At 48.8% G+C, this 26,077-nt stretch carries 13 protein-coding genes; 11 read left to right on the top strand and 2 right to left on the bottom strand.

Annotated elements, in window-relative coordinates:
* Positions 1 to 524 precede the first annotated feature (524 nt).
* Positions 525 to 3,104, bottom strand: a complete 2,580-nt coding sequence (locus BP71_RS10310; RefSeq protein WP_496378771.1) for an ABC transporter permease — start codon at positions 3,102 to 3,104, stop codon at positions 525 to 527.
* A gap of 348 nt (positions 3,105 to 3,452) precedes the next feature.
* Between BP71_RS10310 and BP71_RS10305 the strand changes: the two genes are divergently transcribed.
* The 4 genes from BP71_RS10305 to BP71_RS10290 all read left to right on the top strand — a co-directional run bounded on the left by BP71_RS10305 (position 3,453) and on the right by BP71_RS10290 (position 10,455).
* Positions 3,453 to 4,079 carry an RNA polymerase sigma factor gene (locus BP71_RS10305; protein ID WP_496378769.1) on the top strand — a complete coding sequence of 209 codons (627 nt, stop codon included), beginning with the start codon at positions 3,453 to 3,455 and terminating at the stop codon, positions 4,077 to 4,079.
* A gap of 87 nt (positions 4,080 to 4,166) precedes the next feature.
* Positions 4,167 to 5,276 carry a FecR family protein gene (locus BP71_RS10300; protein ID WP_496378767.1) on the top strand — a complete coding sequence of 370 codons (1,110 nt, stop codon included), beginning with the start codon at positions 4,167 to 4,169 and terminating at the stop codon, positions 5,274 to 5,276.
* Positions 5,277 to 5,476: 200 nt separating this feature from the next.
* Positions 5,477 to 8,803, top strand: a complete 3,327-nt coding sequence (locus tag BP71_RS10295; protein ID WP_496378765.1) for a SusC/RagA family TonB-linked outer membrane protein — start codon at positions 5,477 to 5,479, stop codon at positions 8,801 to 8,803.
* A gap of 23 nt (positions 8,804 to 8,826) precedes the next feature.
* Positions 8,827 to 10,455, top strand: coding sequence for a RagB/SusD family nutrient uptake outer membrane protein (locus BP71_RS10290; protein WP_496378763.1), 1,629 nt, complete (start codon positions 8,827 to 8,829; stop codon positions 10,453 to 10,455).
* A 163-nt stretch (positions 10,456 to 10,618) separates the two neighbouring features.
* Here BP71_RS10290 and BP71_RS10285 read toward each other — a convergent pair whose 3' ends face one another.
* On the bottom strand, positions 10,619 to 11,668 hold the full coding sequence (locus tag BP71_RS10285; RefSeq protein WP_496378761.1) for a dihydrodipicolinate synthase family protein: 1,050 nt from the start codon (positions 11,666 to 11,668) through the stop codon (positions 10,619 to 10,621).
* Between the two features lie 324 nt (positions 11,669 to 11,992).
* Between BP71_RS10285 and BP71_RS10280 the strand changes: the two genes are divergently transcribed.
* The 7 genes from BP71_RS10280 to BP71_RS10250 all read left to right on the top strand — a co-directional run bounded on the left by BP71_RS10280 (position 11,993) and on the right by BP71_RS10250 (position 25,977).
* Positions 11,993 to 15,187: a SusC/RagA family TonB-linked outer membrane protein gene (locus tag BP71_RS10280; RefSeq protein ID WP_496378759.1), complete on the top strand. Its 3,195-nt coding sequence runs from the start codon at positions 11,993 to 11,995 to the stop codon at positions 15,185 to 15,187.
* Between the two features lie 26 nt (positions 15,188 to 15,213).
* The gene (locus BP71_RS10275; protein ID WP_496378757.1) at positions 15,214 to 16,782 is read left to right on the top strand and encodes a SusD/RagB family nutrient-binding outer membrane lipoprotein; all 1,569 of its coding nucleotides are present in this window, start codon (positions 15,214 to 15,216) and stop codon (positions 16,780 to 16,782) included.
* Between the two features lie 33 nt (positions 16,783 to 16,815).
* On the top strand, positions 16,816 to 18,288 hold the full coding sequence (locus BP71_RS10270) for a hypothetical protein (RefSeq protein ID WP_496378755.1): 1,473 nt from the start codon (positions 16,816 to 16,818) through the stop codon (positions 18,286 to 18,288).
* Between the two features lie 300 nt (positions 18,289 to 18,588).
* A complete protein-coding gene (locus tag BP71_RS10265; RefSeq protein ID WP_496378753.1) occupies positions 18,589 to 19,167 on the top strand; it encodes an RNA polymerase sigma factor in 579 nt (192 codons plus the stop codon).
* A 90-nt stretch (positions 19,168 to 19,257) separates the two neighbouring features.
* On the top strand, positions 19,258 to 20,499 hold the full coding sequence (locus tag BP71_RS10260; RefSeq protein WP_496378751.1) for a FecR family protein: 1,242 nt from the start codon (positions 19,258 to 19,260) through the stop codon (positions 20,497 to 20,499).
* A 220-nt stretch (positions 20,500 to 20,719) separates the two neighbouring features.
* The gene (locus BP71_RS10255) at positions 20,720 to 24,160 is read left to right on the top strand and encodes a TonB-dependent receptor (protein WP_496378749.1); all 3,441 of its coding nucleotides are present in this window, start codon (positions 20,720 to 20,722) and stop codon (positions 24,158 to 24,160) included.
* Between the two features lie 26 nt (positions 24,161 to 24,186).
* Positions 24,187 to 25,977, top strand: coding sequence for a RagB/SusD family nutrient uptake outer membrane protein (locus BP71_RS10250; protein ID WP_496378747.1), 1,791 nt, complete (start codon positions 24,187 to 24,189; stop codon positions 25,975 to 25,977).
* Positions 25,978 to 26,077: the final 100 nt, after the last annotated feature.

Below are 26,077 nucleotides of genomic sequence, written 5' to 3'. Positions count from 1 at the left end.
TAGTTACAATACGGAACCCTTTTTGCTCCCGCAGGAGGACACGTTAGTATATCATTTGATACAATTTAAGAATTAAATATACATCCCAAACTTCAGGGCCCGAATCCTTTTGTGAGGAAGCATTTTCGCTGATCCCGGCGGGCACATTGCCCCTTCCGCTGGCGGATCCGGGATGGTGTGAACACGTTTTGGGGCAGAACACCGGCTGCTATGGCAAATAAAAAACCCGTTGCCCAGCGGACAGCGGATTTAAGAATTGCCTACTATGTAGGGCAGCACCCGTTACTTATCTTATTCTCGTCGCCATGATTATCGCCGACAACGATGATAGTAGCTGAGTAAATATATTGTGGCGCTCTCAGATGCAAAGACTAAAAAATGTAGATGCAAGTCGAAAAAAATAACTTATTGTGAGATCGGTAGTTGATTGTTAGAATAAATTCGATGAAGGACCAAAGAAGTGCAGAAGCCCGGGGATTTGATCATTTTGAAAATGTAATGTGTAATCGTCGGTTTCGGGCAAGTTATTCGCTGCGTAGGCTTTTAACCGGATTTGTCAAAGCTGCCTTAATGCTTTGAAAACTAACCGTTAGCAGCGCAATTCCTACCGCAATTGCACTCGCCAATGCAAATATCCACCACTCAATGTCGATTTTGTAAGCAAATTCCCGCAGCCAGGCCCCGGTGGCATACCAGGCGACGGGGCTGGCGATGACAATGGCGATCAGTACGAGTTTAAGGAAATCTTTGGATAGCAACGCAATGATACCGGCCACACTGGCACCCAGTACCTTCCGGATACCGATCTCTTTGGTACGCTGTTCGGCCGAAAATGTAACCAGGCCAAACAACCCGAAGCATGAGATCAATATGGCCAAAATCGAGAAGTACTGTATTATTCTGCCGGTCCGTTGTTCCGATACATACTGCCTGTTCAACGCCTCGTCAACAAACTGATAATCAACCGCTGTCTGTTTTTCATATTTTTTGTAGGTATTTTCTATCGCGCTGATCACCTCGCGGGTTTGGTTGGGGTAAGTTTTTACAAGCAGATCGTAAAAGCCATCTTTTGGCTTGCTATACAACACAAATGGCTCTATGGCAGCATTTAATTTGCGAAAATGAAAATCTTTAATCACGCCAACGATTTGTCCCTTATACTCCCAAATGGTAAAACTCTTTCCAAGGGCTTGTTTTGGCGTCCAGCCCATTCTCTTCACGGCCGACTCATTGACTATGAATGCCGATGCGGCGGTATCCGTACTTATTTTTGGGTCAAAATCCCGTCCGGCGATGAGCTTCATTCCCGTGGTTTTCAGATAGTCCGAGTCAACATTGGCCAATCCTATCAAAAAGGTATCGCCTTCTTTCTGACCTTCCCATTTGATGGAGTGGGTGCCATTGTTGACGTCAATCAGGTTATTGGTGGATAATGAAGCACTGGCGACGCTTTTTTCTTTTTGCAAATCTGCTTTCATCACCTCGGGATTATCCCGCAAATTGAATCTCATCCTGACAGAAATCAGCTGTGATTTTTCAAAACCCAGGTTCTTATTTTGGATAAAATTCATCTGTTGGGAAACAACAAGGGTTCCAATGATCAGCACAACCGAAAGTGAAAACTGCAAGACCACCAGCACTTGTCTGAGACTTATTCCTAAACCGGCAGTAAATGCGCCTTTCAGGGGTTGAATGGGCTGAAATTTAGACAAATAGGCGGATGGGATGCTTCCCGCAATCATCCCAATGATGAAGCCAAAGCTCAAAATGACCGAAACAAACCACGGGCTATTAAACGGACTTTGAATGTGCTTTGAAGCAATTTCATTCAAAAACGGCACGGAAACCGTCAGGAGAATGCAGGCAATAAAAAGCGCCAGAAACGCCATGAGCATGGCTTCGCTCAAAAACTGTATCACCAACTGGAATCTCACGGCGCCCACGGCTTTTCGTATGCCTACCTCGCCAGCCCGTTTTAATGCGCGGGCAGTTGATAAATTGACGAAATTGAAAACAGCAATTATCAGAATGATAAGCCCGACAGCCACGAATATTTTAATGGTGGACAAACTGCTCGTTTTGCTCCATTCGGTGTTAAATTCAAATTCAGATTTTAGATAAATATCAAAAAATGGCTGTAAATGAAATTGCGTTTTCGAAACAGGGACGTATTTCTGATAGTAATTATGAAGTTTGCGCTGTAACGCATTTCGGGATGCGTCGGAACGGAGTTGAATATAGGTATGATAATCATTGTTCTCCCACCGGAAGGACCGGGGTTCGGCTTCCCATATTTTTATCGGTAACAATACCTCAAACTGGATATGCGAATTTTCCGGACAGTCCTGTGCGATGCCAACCAGTTTCAGCTCCCGGTCGTCATTAAAATTGATGGCTTTTCCCAGGAGATCCGTTTTGCTCCGCCAGTCTAACCCGAAAAACTGCGCTGCGACGGACTCCGTGATGACAATTTCATCGGCGTTGGTCAAAACCGACTTTCTGTCGCCCATGAGAAGCTTAAAGTCCATCATCGAAAAAAGGCCATTGTCTGCCGCGTAAGTATTGCCGGATTCGACTAAATTATTTTGAATTTTAAACATCCTGTTCCCCAGTCTTCTAAGCTGGCAGGTCTGGGAAATTTCTCCGAAGTCGGTTTTTAATGCTGCGGCTAATGGTCCGGGCGAAGTGGCAATATCATATTCTTCGCCACTCATATTTTGCTTTTCAACTACCCGGTAAATATCCTTTCCGTTTGGATGGAACCTGTCGTAGCTAAGCTCATCCTGCACATACAGGCCGATCGTAATGCAGCAGGTAAAGCCAATGGCCAGCCCGAAAATATTGATGGCCGAATATGCTTTGCTTTTCAACAGGTTCCGGAATGCGATTTTAAAGTAGTTCTGGATCATGGCGGATCGCTGTTTGAAGGGTTTTTGTACTGCTGTTCCTGCTTTTACAGGTGCAAAACGGTTGGTAGATCGAACGAACCTTGTCGCCGCACCGATGGGCATCATTTGGCTGTTTTGCAGTATAAATGTCTTGCCAGATATTGAACCGACTTCAAAATAGCAGAAAGAGGGCTGTTGGCTTGTTAATGTGTTCATAACCGGACAGTTAATGTCCCCTGATGGACATTCTGCGGTATGACTTCTCTGTATCGGGTCGAGGATTCCAAACGGTGGTTTCCTTCGGGAAGTTACTTCCGCCGAAGGTTCTGGGACCTGTAAAGTCAAATGGCGTAAAGGTCCCGGGCAAAAGTGCCCGGGATCGAAAAGACGCAGGCAGCCGGCAATCAGTAATAATTGTAAGAAATACATTTATTATTAAAATATTTACAATATTTGTAGCATTAAGTATAAATGGTGGCGCAAAAGGCATGTCAGGCAATCGGCCTGCGCCCGGAATGTCTGCCGCCAACTCAGTCAATTAACCACAGACAACGACAGAACGGGATGGATAAGGTGATTGAAAACCATCAGGAAGATATCCCGGACGCTATGGTCTGGTCCTTTTTCAAGAGCGGGGATGACCAGTCATTGAATACCCTTCTGCTGCGTTATTTTCGCCCTCTGCTACTCTACGGAAGCAAATTCTGTAAAGACCGGTCCTTGGTTGAAGACGTTATTCAGGATCTGTTTCTTGATTTTCTGGAAAAAAGGACGCATTTGGGGGATCCCGTTTCCGTCAAAAACTACCTTTTCAAGTGCCTGAGGAATAACCTGATCAGGGCTATGAAGGAGAACAGGGTACATATTGAACTGCCGGAAGAGGATGACCTGTTTGTTGATTTCGAAAACATTGAAAAATTCTTAATCAGCCTGGACGAGTCTGCCGAACTCGCTTTAAAAATCACCCGCTTCTTTTCTTTTCTGACCAAAAGGCAAAAGGAAGTACTTTTTCTTCGGTACTATGAGAACCTGACCAACGATGAGATCGCCGAAATGATGGGTATCAGTAAGCAATCCGTTTCAAACCTGCTTCTCAAAAGTATCAATGTCCTGCGGGAAAACTGGGTATTTATCTTCATTCTTTTCCTGTACAAGTCTCTGTTATTTAATCAATTGCATAATAATAGTTAGAATTTCTCAAAAAAACTTTCGTGAAAAAGGGTATAAATGATGCGGTTTTTTCTAATCGTAGCAGGGGATAAATAATACTTCTATTTCATGAATAAGTATGAAAATTTCAAGTCGATTGACTTCGTAAACGATCCGGCATTCCGGGACTGGATCTTTAACAGAAAGCCAGACGCCGCGCTGTTTTGGAATACCCTTTCCGAAAAGTATCCTTCCCTCATTACCGAAATGGAGGTAGCCAGGTTGTTTTTGCTCAACATCGCTGACGGCCAACCCGCGGTTACCAATGATTACATCGACAAATTCGCGAACAAAATTTTACTCAAACACCAGAAACGCACCGAATGGCAGCCGGATAAGCCATCGCGGTTCTGGCACCGGTACTCAGTAAGCACATTCTCAGTCGCCGCATCCGTTTTGCTGGTTCTGGGCTTTGCCTGGTTCTATCTGGCGGGAAATAAAATTACATCCGTCTCTTCTCCGGAAATCACAAAGGGGCAGGGCGAACTCATTAAAAAGACCAACGAATCCAATGTTGCGGAAATAGTCAGCCTGGAAGATGGAAGTAAAGTCACGCTGCAACCGCATAGTTCACTCACGTACCCTGCCGTTTTCGACCGGAAGATCCGCGTGGTGCGGCTGGAAGGTGAAGCTTTTTTTGATGTAGCAAGAAACCCGGAGCAGCCTTTTCTGGTGCACTTCAATAAACTGGTGGTCAAAGTGCTCGGGACGAGTTTTACGATCAGGTCCTTCGATAATGAGGAAAAGGTACTTGTAACCGTGAAAACCGGGAAAGTCTCCGTATTCGACAATGAAGAGCTGACCAAAACCAGGAAGGAACCCAATCCGACGCTCAATGGGATCGTGCTGACAGCCAATCAGGAAATTTATTACAAAAAGGATGAGAGGCAGTTTGAGAAAAATCTGATCGCCAATCCGGTCATTGTGGACCGTACGGTGAAGGAAAAGGATTTTGTGTTCGAGGAAGCACCGCTGATTGAAGTGTTCAGAAAGTTTGAAAAAGCTTACGGTATCCCAATCATTGTGGATGAAAACCAGGTGCAGAATTGCACGCTGACGGCCTCCATGGCCGACGAGTCGCTGACAGAAAAATTAAACCTGATGTGCAAGGCCATTCACGCGAGCTATGAGATGATTGATGGCCAGATCGTCATGAATGTCAGAAGTTGCAAACGATAAAATCAAACATCTCCAAACTCAATTTCGTCTGTATGGAAACATAACCTCTACCCCATAAAAAGACCGGCAGTGTTTGCGGCACTGCTGGTCTTCAGGAGTTCCCCATTTTTTACTTTACGTATAAGGTTTTCTTGCAAAAAACCTCGGGGGATTGCTTTGCCCAAATCATCTCAAAAATTGACACAAAACAAATCAAATGTATGAAAGTTAACCCAGTCCTCCAACGCTTACTACTGCTTTCTATGAAGGTGACGTTGATACAATTTTGCACCATTGCATTGTTTGCAACCCTTGCGGTTGCGCGGCCCGGACATGCACAGGAGATACTCGAACAGCGGGTTACGCTGACGGTAGAGAACCGGGATATCAAGACCGTTTTATTGAAAATTGAAGCGGTGGCCAATGTCAAGTTCATGTACAGTCCTGAGTTGATCCGGTCGCGCCGGAAGGTGACGCTGGACGTCAAAAACGAAAGGCTTGCCCAGGTCCTGGCCCAGTTTCTCAAACCTTTGGACATATCTTTTCAGGTTAATAAAAAGCACATTATTTTAAGCGACAACGAGCCTCAAAACTCAGGGAGCATCGAGCAGCCCGCACCGGATTTCACACAGTCCCAACCGAGCCGGTTTTTGGTGACGGGCAAAGTGACCGATGAAAAAGGTGACGGCTTACCAGGCGTGAATGTGATTTTGAAAGGAACACAGACCGGGACCGCCACCGACATTGATGGCAAGTACAGCCTGAATATCCCCGATGAGAAGGGCATCCTTGTTTACAGCTTTCTCGGCTATGTGACCCAGGAGAAAGAAATCGGTAACCAGAGCGTGGTGGACGTCAGGCTGGTGGTGGACGACAAGTCGTTGGAAGAAGTGGTGGTGGTAGGTTACGGAAGCCAGCGGAAGGCGGATGTTACCAGTGCCGTGGTGCGCGTAACCCCCGAAAATTTCGTGAAGGCGCCTACTGTTGACGTAGGGCAGCTTTTACAGGGAAAAGTGGCAGGGCTTACCATTTCAGCACCGAGCGGCGATCCTACGCAGGGTTCGCAGGTTTTGCTTCGCGGAAATACGACGCTTTTAGGCGCGAATTCCAATCCGCTGGTTTTGATCGACGGCGTGCCGGGCGATCTAAAGACGGTAGCACCCGAAGATATTGAAGCGATCGACGTATTGAAAGATGGCTCTGCCGCCGCTATTTATGGCACACGCGGCACCAACGGGGTGATTATTGTGACCACCAAAAGGGCCAGCGGCAACTATAACAGTGCCGTGGAATACAATACGTCTTTCAGCACCCAGACGATCGCCCGGCAGCTGGACCTTCTGACGGCCGCGGATTACCGGGAACATATTTCACAGGGGATCAGGGACAAATCCTGGGACCTCGGCGGGGATACCGACTGGATGAAAGAGGTGACCAAAAAGACCCTCAGCCAGATACACAACCTGACCTTTCGAGGCGGCAACCACAAAACGAACTACCTGGTGAACCTCAATTACCGCTTTCTGGACGGGATATTTATCAAATCGGAAAATACCACTTTCAATGGCCGCGCCGATGTGAATCATTCGATGCTCAATGATAAACTGAATATCAATATCGGGTTTTTGAATTCCTACAATACCTATCCCACAACCGGCGACGGTGTGAGCTTTAATGGCTATGCGTACCGTCAGGCATTGATCCAAAATCCGACAGCTCCTACCAAAAACCCTGATGGAACATGGTTTCAGCAAACCGGGATATTCAACTATGACAATCCGCTGGCGCGTCTGCACGAAAGTGACGGAAAAAACGATTCGCAGAACACGCGGATTACCGGTAACCTGACTTACAACCCTATTAACAGCCTGAAATTGTCGGCTTTGATCTCCTACAACCGGTACAATCAGACCCGCGGCTACTCCGAGACCAAGAACCATATTTCTACTTTGCGTGACGGCCGGAATGGTTATGCTTCCAATGGGTCGAATTCGTCCGTAGATAAATTAATGGAACTGACGGCACAGTTTTCCAAAAACCTTGGACTGCACAAAATGTCAGTACTGGGCGGTTACAGTTATCAGGATAACTCCAACCGGAATTTCTGGATGCAAAACTGGGATTTCCCGACCGATAAATTCACCTACAACAACATCGGCATAGGAAATGCTATCAAAACGGGCCTTGCACCCATGGGAAGCGGAAAAGCGGAAACGAACCTGATCGGTTTTTTTGCACGGGCCACTTATAACTACGATGACCGGTACCTGTTGCTGGCCAGCGTTCGGCACGAAGGAGCCAGCCAGCTGGTAGGGAGCAAGTATCCCTGGGGAACATTTCCGGCCGTTTCGCTGGGGTGGCGCATCAGCAATGAGGCTTTCATGAAAGGTCAGAATGTGTTTGACGACTTGAAGCTGCGCGCAGGCTATGGCGTGACCGGTACTCAGCCCAGTAACCTGTTTCTGGGGGTGGCCATCCTGAATTATCAAAAATATTTTTACTCGAACGGGAAATGGATACAGACCCTGGTGCCCGCACAAAACCCTAATCCGGACCTGCGCTGGGAGGAAAAGCACGAATCCAATATCGGGCTTGACTTCTCCATCCTGAAAGCGAGGATCAGTGGTAGCATCGACTATTATAACCGCCGGATCAATGGGCTACTGTATGATTTCCAGGTTCCGAGCCCGCCTAATCTGTACACGTCCACCCGGGCGAACGTTGGGATCATGGAGAACAAGGGGCTTGAAGTGCTTGTCAATTTTGTTCCGGTTCAGACCCAAAACCTGGTCTGGAATTCGAGCATTAATTATTCCACCAATACCAATAAGCTTGTCAGTCTCTCCAACGAGCTTTACAAGTCTACAAACGACTATTTCGTGACAGGAGCCACCGGCGATCCGGTGCAAACCTTTACCCATATTGTGAAAATCGGTGATAAGGTCGGTGACTTTTACGGATTTAAGGTGGTCGATATTTCGGAAGACGGGAAGTGGATTTATGAGGGAAGGGACGGAAAGCCGCAAGTATATGCGGACTACCAGCATGCATTTGAAGATAAACGGGTGCTGGGAAACGGGCTTCCCAAATTCTATTTGAACTGGAACAACAATATCCGGTACAAGAAGTTCGACCTGGGCGTGACCATGCGCGGCGCATTCAAATATCAGATCCTGAATTTCCAGCGCATGTTCTTCGAAAGCACCGGATTGCAGCAGTATAACAACATCAAATCGGCCTACGATAAGGTATTCGACAAAGCCGTGCTCAGCCCCAGCATGCCGCAGGAATTCAACAGCTATTACGTAGAAAACGGCGATTTTTGGAAAATAGACAACATTACGCTGGGCTATGATATCAATGGGTTCAAGAACAAGTTCATCAAATCCATCCGGATTTATGGGTCTACGCTGAACACTTTCACTTTTACAAAGTACAAGGGCATTGATCCGGAAGTGGACCGGCTTGGACTGACACCAGGGAATGACAACCGTGACAAGTATCCGACTACGCGCACGTTTACCCTCGGCCTGAACCTTGTTTTGTAAAAATTCTTAAAACATCTCCGATCATGAAGAACATTCAGTTAATCATAAAAAGTAAGATTGCATTACTGTTTTTGCTTTGGGCAACGGCCTGCACCGAATTAAAGGACGAAAGTTTTGACAGGATCATTGCAAGCCAGTTCACGCCTGCATCGGGAGACGTGGCGTCGCTCGTTGGCGCGGCGTATACCAACTGGCGGGACGTGTTGCAACAGTGGAACGGGCTTTTCAGGACACAGGAGGTGTCGGGCGACCAGCTGGTGATGCCCGCCCGTCCCAACGGCTGGGTAGATGGGGGCGTATACCGGCGCATACACGACCATAAATGGACCGCGGATGACGATATTGCGGTCAACAACTGGAACCGCACCTATGCCGGGATCGCAAACTGCAACCGGATCATTTATCAGATTGAATCCGGCAGCATTCCGTTTACGGACGGTAAGGAAGCGGTGATCGCCGAATTGAAGGTGCTGAGGGCTTCTTATTATTATGTGCTTTGCGATATTTTCGGAAATGTGCCTATTATCACGCAGTTTGATGTTCCGGCTGGGTTTTTGCCGAAGCAAAGCACCCGTAAGGAGGTATTTGAATTTATCGTAAAGGACATTACAGATAATCTGCCGCTTTTATCCGACAAAAATGACCCTACCACTTACGGACGTTTCAACAAATGGGCGGCCCACACTTTACTTGCTAAAATGTATTTGAATGCCGAAGTGTTTACGGGAACGGCTGCCTGGGACAAGTGTCTCGAGCATTGCAATGCTGTCATCAATTCCGGCGGTGGCTATGCATTGGAAGCCAACCAGAAGGAGGTGTTCAAAACCAATAATGAATCGTCGAAGGAAATCATTTTTGCCATTCCTTTTGATATCAAATATGTGACCGACTGGAACGGTTTCTCCATTCACATGGAAACACTGCAGCCCGCGAACCAGGCCACTTATAATCTCTTAAATACGCCCTGGGGAGGAATTTGCGCTATTCCGCAGTTTATCAATTCATTTGACAAAAACGATGAGCGCCTGACAAGCAACTGGATACAGGGGCCTCAGTATTCTGCGGGAGGCACGCCGCTCAATTGTACGCTGGGCGCATTTGCCGGAAAACCGCTGAGCTATATCAATGAACTGCCGGGCGTGGATCAGTCTGAAGAGATCCATGGTTTCAGACTTGGAAAATTTGAAATTGAGAAAGGTACAACCGTAAATCTAAGCAATGACTGGCCACTTTTTCGCTATGCCGACGTGCTGATGATGAAGGCCGAGTCACTGCTCAGGAGCGGTAAAGCCGAAGAGGCGGCGGCGATTGTTACAACCGTAAGACAACGGAATTTCAAGGCGGCCCCTGCCAAAGCCACCGTTACCGGTGCCGACCTGATGAAGGGAAGCTCCTATGATTACGGACTTCGCAGTGGCAGCACATCGACCCAGGAAGGAGGGGCAGATATTAAGTACGGACGCTTTTTGGATGAATTGGGCTGGGAATTTGCGCAGGAAGGCCGCCGCCGCCAGGACCTGATCCGGTTTGGTGTTTTCACCACCAAATCATGGCTCTCCCACAAACCCAACGGAGAATACCGCAGCTTGTTACCGATTCCGCGGCCCGAACTCAACAAAAACTCGAACCTGAAACAGAATGACGGGTATTGAGCGGAAGATTGGCGTACAGTTAGTATAGTAGTAGTATGAGTGCATCAGCATCATCCACCGGAATTACAAGTCCCAACTTGAATTCGGATGGATGATGCTGATTGCTTCACCGTTGGGAGCCAACGAACGATTTGAAATCGCCGGTTTTGCCGGATCCACCCGATTAGCGGGCGTTCACAGCTTTTATGCCCAGCTGGTCGCACCAGCCCAGAAAGACATGGTAGGTATCGTCCAGTACCTTCATTTGCTCTGCCGGGATGGATTTCGCTTTTGACCTGCACACGAGTTCAACGGGCAATCCTCTTTTTCTTAAAAAATATTTGGAACTGAGCGGATAATACCTGGAAATCAGTGGCTCCGTGCGGGCTATTTCCGATTGTATCCAGGCAACATCCGTCGATTTGGAAGGGTCGCCCGCGTACTTGCAGAGCCATGTGAGTATTTCGGGATAGAAATTCCCGGAGATCGGGGACATTCCCCGGCCACCTCTCTGAAGGGATTCCGCGGCGCTGGCAGTATGGGCATTGTAAAATTCCAGTTGTGTGCCGCGTGCAATTTTCAGCTTCACCTTGATATTTTTGATGTCTTCGGAAGTGTCTTTATGATAGATAAAACGACGATTGGATACGAGCGATTTGAACACAGCCGGTGAAATGAGACGTTTGTAGGGGACCGGACATTCATATGTTCCCACTTTCATGTCGCCGGTGCGGGAGAGGAATTGCTCAAAATTTTCCATTAGAACCGTGTCACTTTCGCTGGCCGCCGCAAAATGGCCCGAAATAAGAATGACGCCGTCGGCACCCGTGTCCCGGATTTGTTTGGCAAAAGTCACCTTGTTTTCCAAGGTATCGCCAAATGAACCGGTAGATACTACCGGCACCTTGCTTCCGGCGTAATCCACGACATGCCGGGTCAGGCCAATACGTTCCTGATCGTTCATAAAGAACATTTCACTGCTGAGGCAATTGGCAAAAAAGCCTTTTGCACCGGCTGCGAGATAAAAATCGGTAAGCATGGACACTTTGTCGTAATCAATCTTCAGGTCGCTTTTGAAAGGCGTGATCATCACAGGGACAAACTTTTTTTCAGCGGGTGCCAGGTAGCCCGCACCATAGGAGGTAAGGGCACCGGCACCAGCGGCCAGGCCGATAGCGGCAGGAGTCAGCTGCCCTAAAAACGTTCGTCTCGAAATTGGATGGTTCAGTATCATTTAAAATTCAGAGGTTTAGGGGGGATTTGGGTTTTGTCAAATACTTACTCCGAATTGTACAATTAGTACGCTTAGGAATATGACTATTTTTTGGTTTTAGCAACACAGAAAACTAGCCTGTTGGGTAGAACAGGGCAATTTGAACAATCAGGGACGGGAAACGCGCGGGGAGTATCATCATGGTTCGAACACTTTTGCAGTTTATTCACATTTAGTTGAAATAAACGTAGTACGATATGAGGCTTGCAGCGTACAGTAATTATCGGATTGACGTAGGATTTCTGTCAAAAATCCGTGATGAATATTCCCAAACCCTTTTTTTGCATGAAAGAGAAAACATTACCAGACAATGGTACGCGCTTCGCCATTTTCTGCAAGCGGTGGACCATACTAGCTGCCATTGCCGTCGTACCGGCCACCACCCAGGCAGCAATGCCAATGTTTCCGGATAGTCCGGAACTTAACACCACTCACCTGAGGCTGACAGGCAGTTTGTCCGGAGCAGTTGAGAACATCAGAGGGAAAGTAACAGACGAAAAAGGGGACGGACTGCCCGGTGTAAGTATTTTGCTGAAAGGAACCCAGCAGGGGACATCTTCGGATGCGGACGGAAATTTTTCCATCGATGTTCCTTCATCCGGCGCAGTGCTGGTGTTTTCGTTTGTAGGCTACACGGCTCAGGAAGTGCAGGTAGGAAGCAGGACTACACTGGATATCAAGCTGGTTACAGAAACCAAGGCGCTTGATGAAGTGGTGGTGACCGCATTGGGTATTCGCCGGGAAACCAAGTCTCTGGGATATTCGGTGACCAAAATAGCCGGCGAGAATTTTACAAAGACCAGAGAAACCAACTTCGCCAACTCGCTGAACGGCAAGGTTGCAGGGGTTAATATCAGTCCGGCTGCCACGGGGCCTGCGGGTTCCAGCCGGGTCACGATCCGGGGAAATACCTCTATTTCAGGTAATAACCAGCCGCTGTATATCATCAATGGGCTGCCGATGGACAACACTCAGTTTGGAGGTCCGAAAAACGATAACCCCGACTTTGGTGACAACATTTCGAGCATCAACCCGGATGACGTCGAAGATATTACCGTTTTGAAAGGAGCTACTGCGGCCGCATTATATGGTTCACGCGCCAAAAACGGTGCGATCGTCATTACAACCAAGTCGGGCAAAGGCAACAAAGGGTTAGGTGTTGAATTCAATACCAACAACACTTTTGAAGTGCCGTTTTTTATCTGGGAATTACAAAAGGAATACGGCCAGGGCTATGGCGGTGTGAAGCCTGCCAGCCAGCAGGATGCGGCGAACCACGGGCAAAATCACTGGGGCGCCCTGTACGACGGATCCCAGACCGTTCAGCTGGACGGGATTCAGAGACCTTATTCTTACGTAAAGGACCAGGTGCTGGCAGATTTTTATGGCACCGGCCATACCAGTAGCAATAGCATTTCTTTCTCGGGCGGTAATGAGAAGGGCAGCTTCCGGCTGGGCATCACCGACATGCGGAATAAGGGTATTATCCCCAATGCAACGATGAGAAGGGACAACATCAGCCTGGGCCTCAATCAGAGTATTTCCAAAAACCTGACGCTTTCCGCCAACGTCGATTACATCAACGAGCGCGTGGATAACCGGTATGTGTTTACCGGTAACCAGGGAAACAGTGCGGGCACAATTCTGTATGTCAACAGCAATATGCCCACCAGCGCCTTGTCGCCGGGTTATGATGAAACTACCTTCAAGGAAAAAGTCCTGGGAACGGATTTGAACGCTACAAATCCTTATTATACCCTGAACAGGATCAAAAACCGGACGGGCAAGGACCGGTTTATATCTACCGTCAACTTGCGTTACAACATCTTCGACTGGCTTTTTGTGCAGGGGAAAGTCGGGCAGGACTATTACAGTTTCATGACCAACAAGATCGTTCCGGAAGGGACCGGCTACCGCCCCGGCGGGCAGATCGACCAGAGCCAGCAGAATTTCTGGGAGCGGAACTACGAAGGGATGATCGGGCTGAACAAAAGTCTGAGCAAGGATTTTGACCTGGCTGTAAATCTGGGGGGTAACCTGATGTCGCAGCACCGCTATACGACCACCATTGTGGGTTCGGGTATCGTGGTGCCCCAGTTGCATGTGATCAACAACACATCCACCAGAAATACCACGACGGCTACCTATGATAAGAAGATCAATTCGGTGTTTGCCACTGCCGAGCTGAGTTTCAGAAACTACCTGTACCTGAACCTGACGGGAAGGAACGACTGGTTCTCTACTTTAAATCCGAAATCAAACAATTTCTTTTATCCGTCGGCCGGAGTAAGTTTCGTGTTCTCGCAGGCGTTCGAAATGCCGGAAGCGATCAGCTTTGGAAAGCTGCGCGTGGCGTATGCGGCAGTGGGCGGCGACACGGATCCTTATCTTCTTAATCTTACATATGGTTTGTTACCGTATAACTATGACGGTCGTTCGCTGGGTACTATCAACCAGTTTACGGTGCCCAACAGCAGCTTGCGGCCGTTGAGTGTGAACGAGTTTGAAGCAGGTCTGGACCTCCGGTTGTTCAACAACAAGCTGGGTTTTGATATAGCGGCTTACAATAAGCTGACTACCAATGATATTGCAGTAGAGACCATATCCTCCACCACCGGTTATTCAGGAGTGTCTGTAAACGTCGGGGAAATCCGCAACAGGGGTGTTGAATTCCTGGCTACCGTAAAACCGGTGACGACCAGGAATTTCAGCTGGGATCTTTCCCTGAACGTTGCCTACAACAAAAGCAAGGTCATGAAGATATCAAATACGTCCAAGGAGTTGATCCTGGCCACATCGACCAAGGCGTTCATCAAGCATGTGGAAGGGCAGGAGTATTCGCAGATCGTCGGGCGAACGATCCTCAGAAACGAAGAAGGGCGCGACGTGATCGATACAACCGGTCTGCCTATCATTCCTGCATCCGTGGTCTCGTTCGGGTCGGGGATCAACAGGTACACTGCCGGGATCATCAACAATTTTTCGTACAAGGCTTTCACGCTTTCCGCTCAGGTAGACGGGAAGTTTGGGGGAAAGATCTACTCTGAAACCAATTACAGCCTCGACCACCGTGGCATGTCGCCGCATTCGCTGATGGGGCGGGCCTCGGGCGCGGTACTTCCGGGTGTTACCGAAAAGGGAGAGGAAAACAAGGTGCTGGTTTCGGCCAGCCGGGTAAACAACCGGGCCATTATCGTGAGAAGAAGGGATGCACTGGACGACTATATCTATGATGCAAGCTTCATCAAACTGCGTTATGTATCGCTTACCTATAATCTGCCAAAAGCATTGTACGAAAAGATCGGGTTCGTGAAAGGCGCGAGCGTGTCGCTGGTGGGAAGAAACCTTCAGATCCTGATGAAACATACCCCCGGTCTGGATCCCGAAACGAACTTATCCGCAGGGAACGACCAGGGAATCGAGTCGACTGCTTTACCTCCGACCAGGAGCTACGGGTTCAACGTAAATCTGAAATTCTAGTCATGCAAAGGTTAAATTTAATGGAGATGAAAAGGATATTTAATATATGCTTCGCCAGCGGCCTTTTATTGCTGGCTTCCTGCGACAACGGTTTTGAAGAACTGAACAAAGATCCTAATGCTGTTACCGCCGACCGGTTCAATCCCGCCTATCTTTTTACAACCGGGCAGTACAACACGGCCAAGGGAGATGAAAGCAACAGCCTCAACTACGCCGAGCCGTTTGTGCAACATATGGCCTCGCTCAGCAACGTAGGGATTTTTGATTTTCAGGGGGATAAATATGTGTATCACAAAGGGAATAATGAGCAACTCTGGAAGGCTACTTACAATGCCGTTTCAGGCTCCTCCAAACTCATCGAGGATGTGATCACACTGGCAAAGGACAAACCTCAGTACCACAACTTGTATCATATGGCGCGGATCTGGAAAACGGTAATTTTCCACCGCTTGACTGATATGTATGGTGATATCCCTTACTTCGAGGCGAACCAGGGTTATTACAAACAGATCTACAAACCCAAGTATGACGCCCAAAAAGACATATATGCCAATATGCTGTCGGAGCTGGAAGATGCCACGGCCAAGCTGGACGCAGGGCAGACTGTTTTTACTTCGCCGGATATCGTTTATGCAGGTAACATTGCTAAGTGGAAAAGATTCGGCTACTCTATGATGCTCCGCCTCGGGATGCGTATGTCCAAGGTAGACCCTGTGGCAGCTGAGGCCTGGGTGAAAAAGGCTTATGCCGGCGGTGTTTTCTCTTCGGTCGATGACAATCTTTTTATAAGAGGAACTGACAAGGCCGGTACCCAGGAAGTACTGACCAACGGTCAGAGCTGGACGTTAGCCGTGTCAGGAAGGAGCCCGGGTAAGATCGCCAAGACGTTTTTTGACTACATGAAAAGCCACAACGATCCAAGGCTGAAATACACGGTTGCGGTGTATACTGATCCCACCAATGTTGCTACCAAAAACACCGACCCGGCTGTCCAAAAGGGGATGCCGAACGGACTGGACCGAATTACCCTGCCCAGCAGTCCGAGTTACGATCCTAATGTACCGGGTCAGGAACACCAGTTTTCGGGTGTGAACAGGGACGTTTTCGCCAAGCTGGACGGACCAAGAATGCTTCTTACCTATGGAGAAGTTCAGTTTATGCTGGCCGAGGCAGCAGTAAGGGGCTGGATCACCGGGGACGCTGCCCAGTTTTACCGCAACGGGGTAACAGGCGCTATGAAAACGCTTGCGCAATATGATGCTTCCGCCACTATACCGGATGCAGATATTACTGCATATCTCACTGCATTTCCATTTGTTGGCGTTGCAGACAAGGAAAAGGCATTTGAGCAGATCAATTCGGAATATTGGGTAGCCACTTTCCTGAACGGTTATGAATCGTTTGCCAATGTCCGCCGCTCGGGATATCCCAAACTGGTTCCCGTGAACTATCCCGACAATGAGACCGGCGGCACCTACCCGCGACGCTTGCGCTATCCCGACGATGAGCCTGTTTTAAATGCAGACAATTACAATGCGTCGGTGGCCCGCCAGGGTGCTGATAATTACAAAACGCACGTATGGTGGGATAAGTAACAGTATATTGCTAACCAATTTCAAAGTGCATCTATGAAATACCTGGTCACATTATCCCTGGTCTTTGGGTTGTCGGCAACCGGAGCTTTTGCGCAGAACAAGGATTATCTGTTTTATGTAAAAACACATTGCGACAATCTGATCTTCCATGGCAAAGATGTATACGGTACTCAGCAATCCAGCATGCTCGCCTCTGTGATCGATTCGCGGGATATGAGTGTTCCAAAATCCCGCGTTCCGCCTACGGAAGGAACGCGGGAATCGGACAGGGCTGTCGGCGGGAGCAATTATTACCATGATGTGGAAACCATCAGGCTGCTCGAAAACCTGACGAAACTGACTGGTGATGCCAAATACAAACAGGCCGCGGCGGACTATACACGTGATTTTCTGACCCTTTGCCAGAATCCATATACGGGACTTTTGGGCTGGGGTGAGCACCTGTATTACAATTTCTTCAATGAGAAAATCATGGAAGGAGATCTCGAAAAACCCGGGACGTTCTTTACCCATGAGTTTATAGAAAACACTCCACCCTGGGATTATCTCTGGAGAATGGATTCGGCAAGGGTAAACAGGGCTATCACGGGGGTAAGGGGCCATTTCCGTTCGCCGGTCACACAGAGTTTTTTGTTTAACCGGCATGCCCGCTGGAACAAAATTGAAAAGCCTGAGTACCGCGGACTGGAGCAGTACCAGGACGGTGGCCAGGCCTGGATCAAGCATTCTGGTCTTCAGGCGTATTCTTTCACTTTTTTGTATACCAAAACCCGGAACCCGGAATGGAAAAGATGGGCGGAAGGTGCAGGAAACTTGTTCTGGAAATACCGCAATCCTGAAACCGATCTGACGGTAGGCTGCATCGATGACCCGCGTCCGAGTGGCATGTACTCCTCGTTGAACGGGACTGCTCTGCTGAGTTATTATCTGCTGAAATCCTGGGAGCTCAATCCGGAGTTCGGTCATTTTAAGGCGCAGGCGGAAACCATGCTGAAAGCCGCTGAGAAATATTCCTGGAACGCTGCCAACAAGGGGTACTATCTGCTGGTGAAACCGGACGGAAAACCAGACGGCACTGAGATGATCCCTACGGTTTCTACGGGGTACAGCGAGGCTGATATGTTGCTTTTCGGAAGCATAGCCGCATATTTTTACAAAACTACCGGGGATAAAGCCTATTTCGGGATGGTAAAAAAAGTGGCGGATGCGGTGGAACACCACCAGTGGCCGGACAAGTTTGTGATCAACAGCCTTGCCTCGAACCTTCAATTTTCGCTGGATGCCTACGAAATCCTTGGTAACGAAAAAATGTACCAGCGGGCCAGGCAGCTGGCGGATATAGGTATCAAAAAACTGTGGAGCGGAAAGCTTTTTATAAGGGAGCCCAATGATCCTTATTACGAATCCAAACTAGGCACCAGTCTGATGCTGGCAGGTTTTCTGAGGTTACATTATCTTGATAAAAAACAGCCTTCGCTTGCTTCTGTGACGAAGTGGTCTTTGTAATGAGTTTTGGGAAAAATGGCCGGTTGCATTCAATGCTATCAAAAAGCCTATCACAACGGGATAGAAAATGATATTGCAGCAATACGGAAACCCTGTATGTGGTGACATTGTCACGACCATTTCACCAGCCATATCAATACAATCTTCCAAAATCCCGGGTTCCTCTGTCAGAAGGAGCCCGGGATCCTTTATTTTTTCACTTACAGTATGCTGCCACACCGCGTCCGGCCCGGAGGTATTTGCTTATGTAGCTAAGATTATTTATGTTGCATGTACAGTGCTCCATCACAGTTACTTCCCATGAGACAGTTGCCGATACACGGTGAACAAGAATTGTTGCGTGACCTTGCCAGGGGTGATGAGCGAGCTTTTCGTGCCATTTTCACAAGTTATGCCGACCTGCTGGGCAAACACATTCTTCGCATTACGAGATCCCAGGAGTTAGCGGAGGAAGTGGTACAGGATGTTTTTCTGAAAATCTGGACCAAGCGGGAGGAGTTGGCAGGAGTGCGCGATTTCAGAGCTTATCTGTTTGTCCTGTCCAGGAATTATGCGATTAACTACCTCAAAAAAACAGCGAATCTAATGCTGAGCGAGTTAGACGCGGATAAGGTTGCCGTCGAGGATATTGATATATCTGACCATGAACACGACAACGATTATTATGCGCTGATCGATGAAGCGATCGATCTTTTGCCGCCGCAGCAGCAAAAGGTCTATCTTCTCAGCCGGCACGAGCGGCTGAAATACAATGAGATCGCTTCCCGCCTCAACTTGTCCCGCGAAACGGTAAAAAAGTACCTGCAAATAGCCACGGAATCGGTTACTGCTTATGTCCGAAAAGGCTTCATTACACTTCTTCTCATTTTTTTTCAATAAAAAATAAAAAAACTGCTGATCCGATAGCCCCATTTCGGGCGCTTGAACTGTCTTATATAAAAAGGCTTATTTTACTCAATTTTAAAGCGCATGAGCGTCACCCGCAACCGGTTATCGCTGCTTTTCCATCACTATTACGATGGGACTGCCACGGAGCATGAAATAAAGGAAATGATGGGCCTCATCAGAAAGGCGGATGGCGATGCGCAGCTATCAGCACTCATAAAAGAGGCATGGGGGGACCTGAACGTAGATAAGCCCGTGTTTCCCGATGAAGTGCATGAGCGGATAATCAGTAACATCCTGCGTCCTGAACACGGGGCAGACTCGAATCCGGCGGGGAAAGAACGAGCTCATCCGGCTTCCGAAAGAAGTATATTTCGGCTGCGATACTGGGCGGCGGCGGTCATTATACTGGGCTGTTTCGGAGTCTTATGGCAATGGAATGCGAGCGAAAAGGGCGGAGTCAAACCCGTTGCAGGGCAGTCAGATATTCAACCCGGAGGCAACCGGGCGACATTGACGCTGGCAGATGGCTCCGTGGTTTCTCTGGATAGTACGGCCAAAGGTGCGGTGATACAGCAGGGCACGGCGAAAATTTCCAAGGCTGGTGAAGGAGAGTTGGTGTACAAGCAAACCGCGTTCGCAGACGCGCAGTCCGCAGACGCGCAGTTTGGTAAATCCTTTCCTGACAAAGGTTTACAAATGAACATGATCGCGACGCCCAGGGGAGGACAGTATCAGATCACCCTGCCGGACGGCACCAAAGCATGGTTAAATGCCTCTTCATCAATTCGTTTTCCGGTAGCTTTTGCCAACAACGAACGTAGAGTTGAAGTACAGGGGGAAGTGTACTTTCAAGTGCGGAAAGACAAATTGCGTCCCTTCAGGGTGAATTTTGGGACCAATGAAATAGAAGTGCTGGGTACCAGCTTTAATGTCATGAATTACAAGGATGAGCACGCCGCTCAAACTACACTGGAAGAAGGGTCCTTGATTGTCAGATCCCGAAACCAGGAAAGTAAGCTTAAACCCGGGGAGCAGGCAAGCATCGCGCGTGAAGGTGCTTTGGCTGTTGCCCAGGTTGACGTCAGCGAGGCCATTGCATGGAAAGACGGGCTATTTCATTTTGAAGATGCGGGAATAGAGGAAGTCATGCGGCAGGCGGCGCGCTGGTATGATATCGAGGTTACCTATGAAGGCCCGGTTCCCAAAAGACAGTTTACCGGAACGATCGAACGTAACCTGAATATTTCAGAATTGATGACCATGCTTCAATATGCCGGTGTGAATTACCGGATAGATGGCAGGAGGATTCATATATCTAAGTAGTCGTATATAGAATAGCGTTCTTTTTTTTCTGCCAGATATTTTTCAAAATCGGAAAATCATCATAAACCCTGACCCTATGAAAGCGAAGCCTAATCCTCCCTGACTAAAACAGGCCAAAAAAAGGAGAAATGCTGCAAACATTTCCCCTCTACATTCAGGCCAGTCACGAAAATCTTTGTCGAAAAAGTATTCTAAGACTATTCCTAAACCTTACAAATATATGCGATTAGATCTTCTACCCCAATGCGGGAAAGGGTATTATTGTGTCAAGCCCACTAACCTTTTTTTGAAAATGAAACTGCTGACCATCTTCATTTTCCTGGCTCTTACTCAGGTCTGGGCCACGGGCTACAGTCAGAAAATCACATTAAACAAACAAAACGTTTCGGTGGAAACGGTCCTTAAGGCGGTACAGAAACAAACGGAATACCGGTTTCTGTACGATAAACTCGAATTACCGACACAGAAGCGTATCACGTTCACCATCAGGAACGGGTCCATTGAAGAAACGCTTGATCGGTTGTTTGAAGGTCTTCCGCTCACTTATAAGATATTCAACAAGAATATCGTGATCCGGAAGGAGACGCCGGTCAAAAGAGAGCCATCGGCGGTCGCTCCGGCAAAGCCACCGGTGGAAAAGGAAGAAGTGACCGTCCGGCAGATTACGGGAAAGGTGACCGATGATAAAAAAAGCGGACTCCCCGGCGTGAGCATCCGCATCAAGGGTACCCAGAGCGGTATGATCACGGACGTCAATGGTAACTTCAGCCTGGACGTGCCCGACGAAAATGCGATTCTGGTGTTCTCTTTTGTAGGTTACGAAAACCAGGAAATAGTGGTCGGCAACCGGACCAATCTGGAAGTAATTTTGAAGCCGGACGAGAAAGCACTGGATGAACTGGTGGTGATTGGTTACGGCGTGCAGCGCAAGGGCGATCTGACGGGCTCGGTCGTACGCGTGAAAGGAGAGGATTTCAAAACACAATCGATGGTGCAGGTTACGGAAATGCTGTCGGGTACTGTTGCCGGTCTCAATACCAACCAGGCGACCACTGCGGCGGGCGGCGCTTCCATGGAAGTCAGGGGACCTAAGTCACTTTCGGCGGGAACAGAACCTCTCATTGTGTTGGACGGGGCCGTTTTTCGGGGCAGTCTCCGCGAAATCAATCCGAGCGATATTCAAACCATTGATATTCTGAAAGATGCGAGCTCCGCCGCGGTGTATGGTTCCAGCGCTGCGTCAGGGGTGATCCTGATCACGACGGTGAGGGGGAAAGTCGGGAAACCGACGGTTAATTTCGCAACGAAAGTCGGCATGAGCCAGTCGAATAACCAGCGCCGCGGACTCGGGCCGGAAGCGTATCTGCAGTTCCGGGAAGACCATTTGAGACAAATTTCCCCTAACCTGGATGTCAGTTTTTTTACAAATCCGGACAAATTGCCCGAGGGGACGACCATTGAAAAATGGCGGAGCCTGAGCCCTAACCCGCAGGCCGATAATACCCAGGAATGGATGTCACGCCTCAGACTGTTTCCGGAAGAGAGGGAAAACTACCTGGCCGGAAAAACCATGGACATGTATGATGAAGTGTTCAGGAACGGCCTTCGTCAGGATTATGACCTCAGCATTAACGGCGGTACCGACAGACTGAGCTACTACTGGTCGGTCGGCTACAACAACAATCAGGGTATTCTGGTAGGCGATCAGTATTCCAGCGTGAGTTCAAGGCTGAATGTGGATTTCACGGTGGTGGACTGGCTCAAGGTAGGGGCGAGCAGCCAGTTTTCGGACAGGGATGAAAGTTCGGTGCCGGCAAGTCTGCAGTTTTATGTCAATAGCCCTTACGGCCAGATGTTCGACGCAAAAGGCAACCTGAAAAGACTTCCGCACGGTCACTCTGATAATCCCTTGCTGGAATATTATCGCACCGACCTGCTGAACAAGACTAACAGCTTGTTTTCCAATATGTATGCCGAGCTGCTGCTACCTTTTGGTATTACTTTTAAAACTTCTTTCCAGCCCAAGTATGCGAATACCAAGTATTATGCATTCAAGAAGATCAGCGAGAAGCTGGGCGGTTTTCCCAATGAAACGGCATCCGGCGAAAGAAGGGAATCGTCGAGCCTGAACTGGATGATCGACAATGTTTTAACCTGGAAAAGGGAAATGGGCATTCACACGGTGGATGTGACGCTGCTGGCCAATGCTGAGAAAAACCAGTTCTGGTCGACCGTTCAAAGCAACCAGAATTTTAACCCAAACCAGGAACTGGGTTACCACGGACTTCAGTTCGGTTCCAATGCAGCCATTGTCAACAACGACACGAAAAGTACGGGTGACGCGCTCATGGCCCGGGTGAACTATTCCTTAATGGGTAAATACCTGTTGACTGCTTCGGTCCGGCGCGACGGCTTTTCGGCATTCGGCAACCGGTATCCTCGCGCCACTTTCCCGGCGGTGGCGGCTGCCTGGATCATTTCAAATGAAAATTTCTTCAAATCCGCGGCGGTTGACCGGCTGAAAATGAGGCTGTCCTGGGGCGTAAACGGCAACCGGAACATTGGAATTTATTCAGCGCAGGCTACCGTTAATTCTACATTGTGGTACGATGGCAGCAGTACCCGGGTCGGCGTTTTTAATTCCACACTGGCCAATAGCGGCCTCAGGTGGGAAAGGACAACTTCATTGAATGGCGGGATCGACATTTCATTGCTCAAAAACAGGATCGATCTGACCGTCGATGCCTACGATATCCGGACCACGGACCTTCTTATGAACCGCATTCTGCCGCAGGTTACAGGCTTTACGAGCCTGACTGCCAACCTGGGAGAACTTGGAAACCGGGGAATGGAATTAAACCTGAATACCGTGAACGTCCGGACTTCGGAACTTAGCTGGAGTTCCAACTTTGTCTTCTCATTCAATAGAAATAAGGTTAAGAAATTGTTCGGGGACATGGGGAAATACACTTTACTGGGCGAGCAGAGAAATGGGGAAGTCCCTGATTTCTCCAACCAATGGTTCCCCGGCCAACCCTTGGATGTAATATGGGATTATGATGTGGTCGGCATCTGGCAGACAGACGGATCGCAGGAGGCGGCCAAATACAATATGCAGCCGGGCGACTACAAGGCGGTCGATGTAAACAACGATGGGAAATATGTTGATTTACAGGATAAAAGGTTCATCGGCTATGACGCACCGCGGTATCGCCTGGGCCTGAGAAATGACTTCCGTTTTCTCAAAAATTTCACGGCTTCCGTCTTTGTGCGTGCCGATCTGGGGCATTTAGGCGCTTACAGTCCGGCCTTGAATGGTGGCTGGGACCAGAACGACAGGTTCAACCGGAATGTAGGACCGGTTCCCTACTGGACAGCCGACCGGCCGAACAACGAATATCCGAGGCTCAACACTTACCTGGCAGCATTCGGAGGCGGGATCATGATCTACAAGCCGAGGTCGTTCGTGAGAGTGCAGGACGTTTCGCTCGCGTACGACATCCCGCGCGAGGTGCTCAAAAAGCTGAAAATGAACAGTGCACAGGTATTCGGTTCTGTGAGAAACCTGGCTACATTTTCGAAATGGCCGGGCTGGGATCCGGAATCCGGCATGAACCCCATGCCGCGCAATTATACCCTGGGCCTAAGTCTGTCACTGTAAGACATTTGAAGTAAAAGGACATCCATATGAAACCACGCAATATACTTTCGTCATTTCTATTTTTTGCACTGCTCATGCTCTCATCCTGTTCGCAGGATTGGCTGAAACCCGAGCCACTTTCTTTCTATGCGCCTGAAAATGTGTATGTCGATGAGGCTGGATTTGAATCCGGACTGGTGAATTGCCGCAAGGAGATGAATGCGGATAACCACGGCGACCGCGCGGTACACTTCCTGGCGCTGGATTTTATGTACACGGACATTGCCTGTTCCATCGAGCAATGCGATTTTACCAAAAATACGCCCAGCACAGTAGGCAGCCGGTCGGCTTTGCAGAATCTCTTCCTGAGAGGTTATGTGTATATCAAAAATGCCAATACAATCATTTCCCGGATCGATGCGATCACCTGGTCGGACCCGGCCGTGCGCAACCGGATATTGTCCGAAGCGTACTGGTTCAGGGCATATTGGTATTACAGGCTGGTAAATTCCTATGGCGACATTCCCTGGATCGGGGAAGAATTGACGGATGCAAAACTGGACTATCGGTCAACTTCGCGTTGGGCGATCCTCGGTCAGTTGCAAAAAGACCTCGAATTCGCCAGGGAATGGCTGCCAGCCACACCAGCCAGGTTAGGAAACGTCCCAAAAGGAGCTGCCAATCACCTCCTGGCGAAGATATACCTGGCCAATGGCGACTTTGACAAAGCGATCGCAGCAACCACCGAGGTAATTAACGGTCCATACGCACTCATGAAACAGCGGTTTGGTGTCGATAAGGGCAGGGCATATTACAATTTGATGTGGGATCTCCACAGGATACAGAACAAGAACGCGGCCGAAAATACCGAGACCATTTACGCAACCGTCGACAGGGCGGACCAGGCGCCTGGCACCTGGTGGGATTTGAGGGGTACATTTTCCATGCGCCACTTCGGGCCATCTTACTGGCGGGTCCTGGATGCTACCGGAAATCGTGCGACAAACTGGAATACAGTCTCCGGAGACTCGCTTGGTTCCGGGGATGCGGCAGTCCGGACTAATAACTACTTCATCTACTCAATATGGACGGGAAAGAACGTCGTGTGGAACAACACGCCCGACCTGAGGAGATCCAACAGCAACTGGATTGAAATGGGAACTGCCACCGCCGAAATCGCGACGGTAAGGGAAGGTTCGCCGAATCTGGGAGAACCGCTCAGCAAAAAATACCTCGCGAGCCTGGCAGACACGGTGGAAACCTGGTATAGCTGGCCTTATTATAAAACCTATACGCCAACGCCTAAAACACCTTATTGGGTACAGCCGCACGGCGGACAGGGTGACTGGTATATTTTCCGCCTGGCCGAAACCTACCTGCTCAGGGCGGAGGCGTATTACTGGAAAGGTCAGACCGGATTGGCGGCTGCGGACATTAACACTGTTCGGGAAAGGGCAAAGGCGCCCCTGATCGCCGCCTCGGACGTCACACTTGACTATATTTTCGACGAACGTGCGCGCGAGCTTTATATGGAAGAGCCGCGCCATTCGGAAATGGTACGGGTGTCGTTTACTTTGGCCAAACTTGGCCGGGAGGGATACAGTCTTTCAGGAATTATGGCAAAAAACTGGTACCACGACCGTGTTATGCGGGTCAACCATTTTTACAAAACACCCCGTTTCCAGATTTTCGGCAACACCGCGACTTTGCTGCCTCAGCATATGTTGTGGCCCATCCCGCAGAGCGTAATCACAGCCAATACACTGGGGCGGATCAACCAAAACTTTGGCTATGATGGCGCAGAGTTGAATGAACCACCGCTTGAAACTATTCCCTAACCCTTCATGGATGGATCGTTCCCGGGCTGGCTTTATTTAAAACGGAGCCGGCCAGGAGAACGGTCCATACTCTAACCTTTTCATCCAAAGCCTTTTCGGA

This window comes from Dyadobacter ginsengisoli DSM 21015 (assembly GCF_059568735.1).
This window is presented reverse-complemented; position numbering and strand designations above follow the sequence as displayed.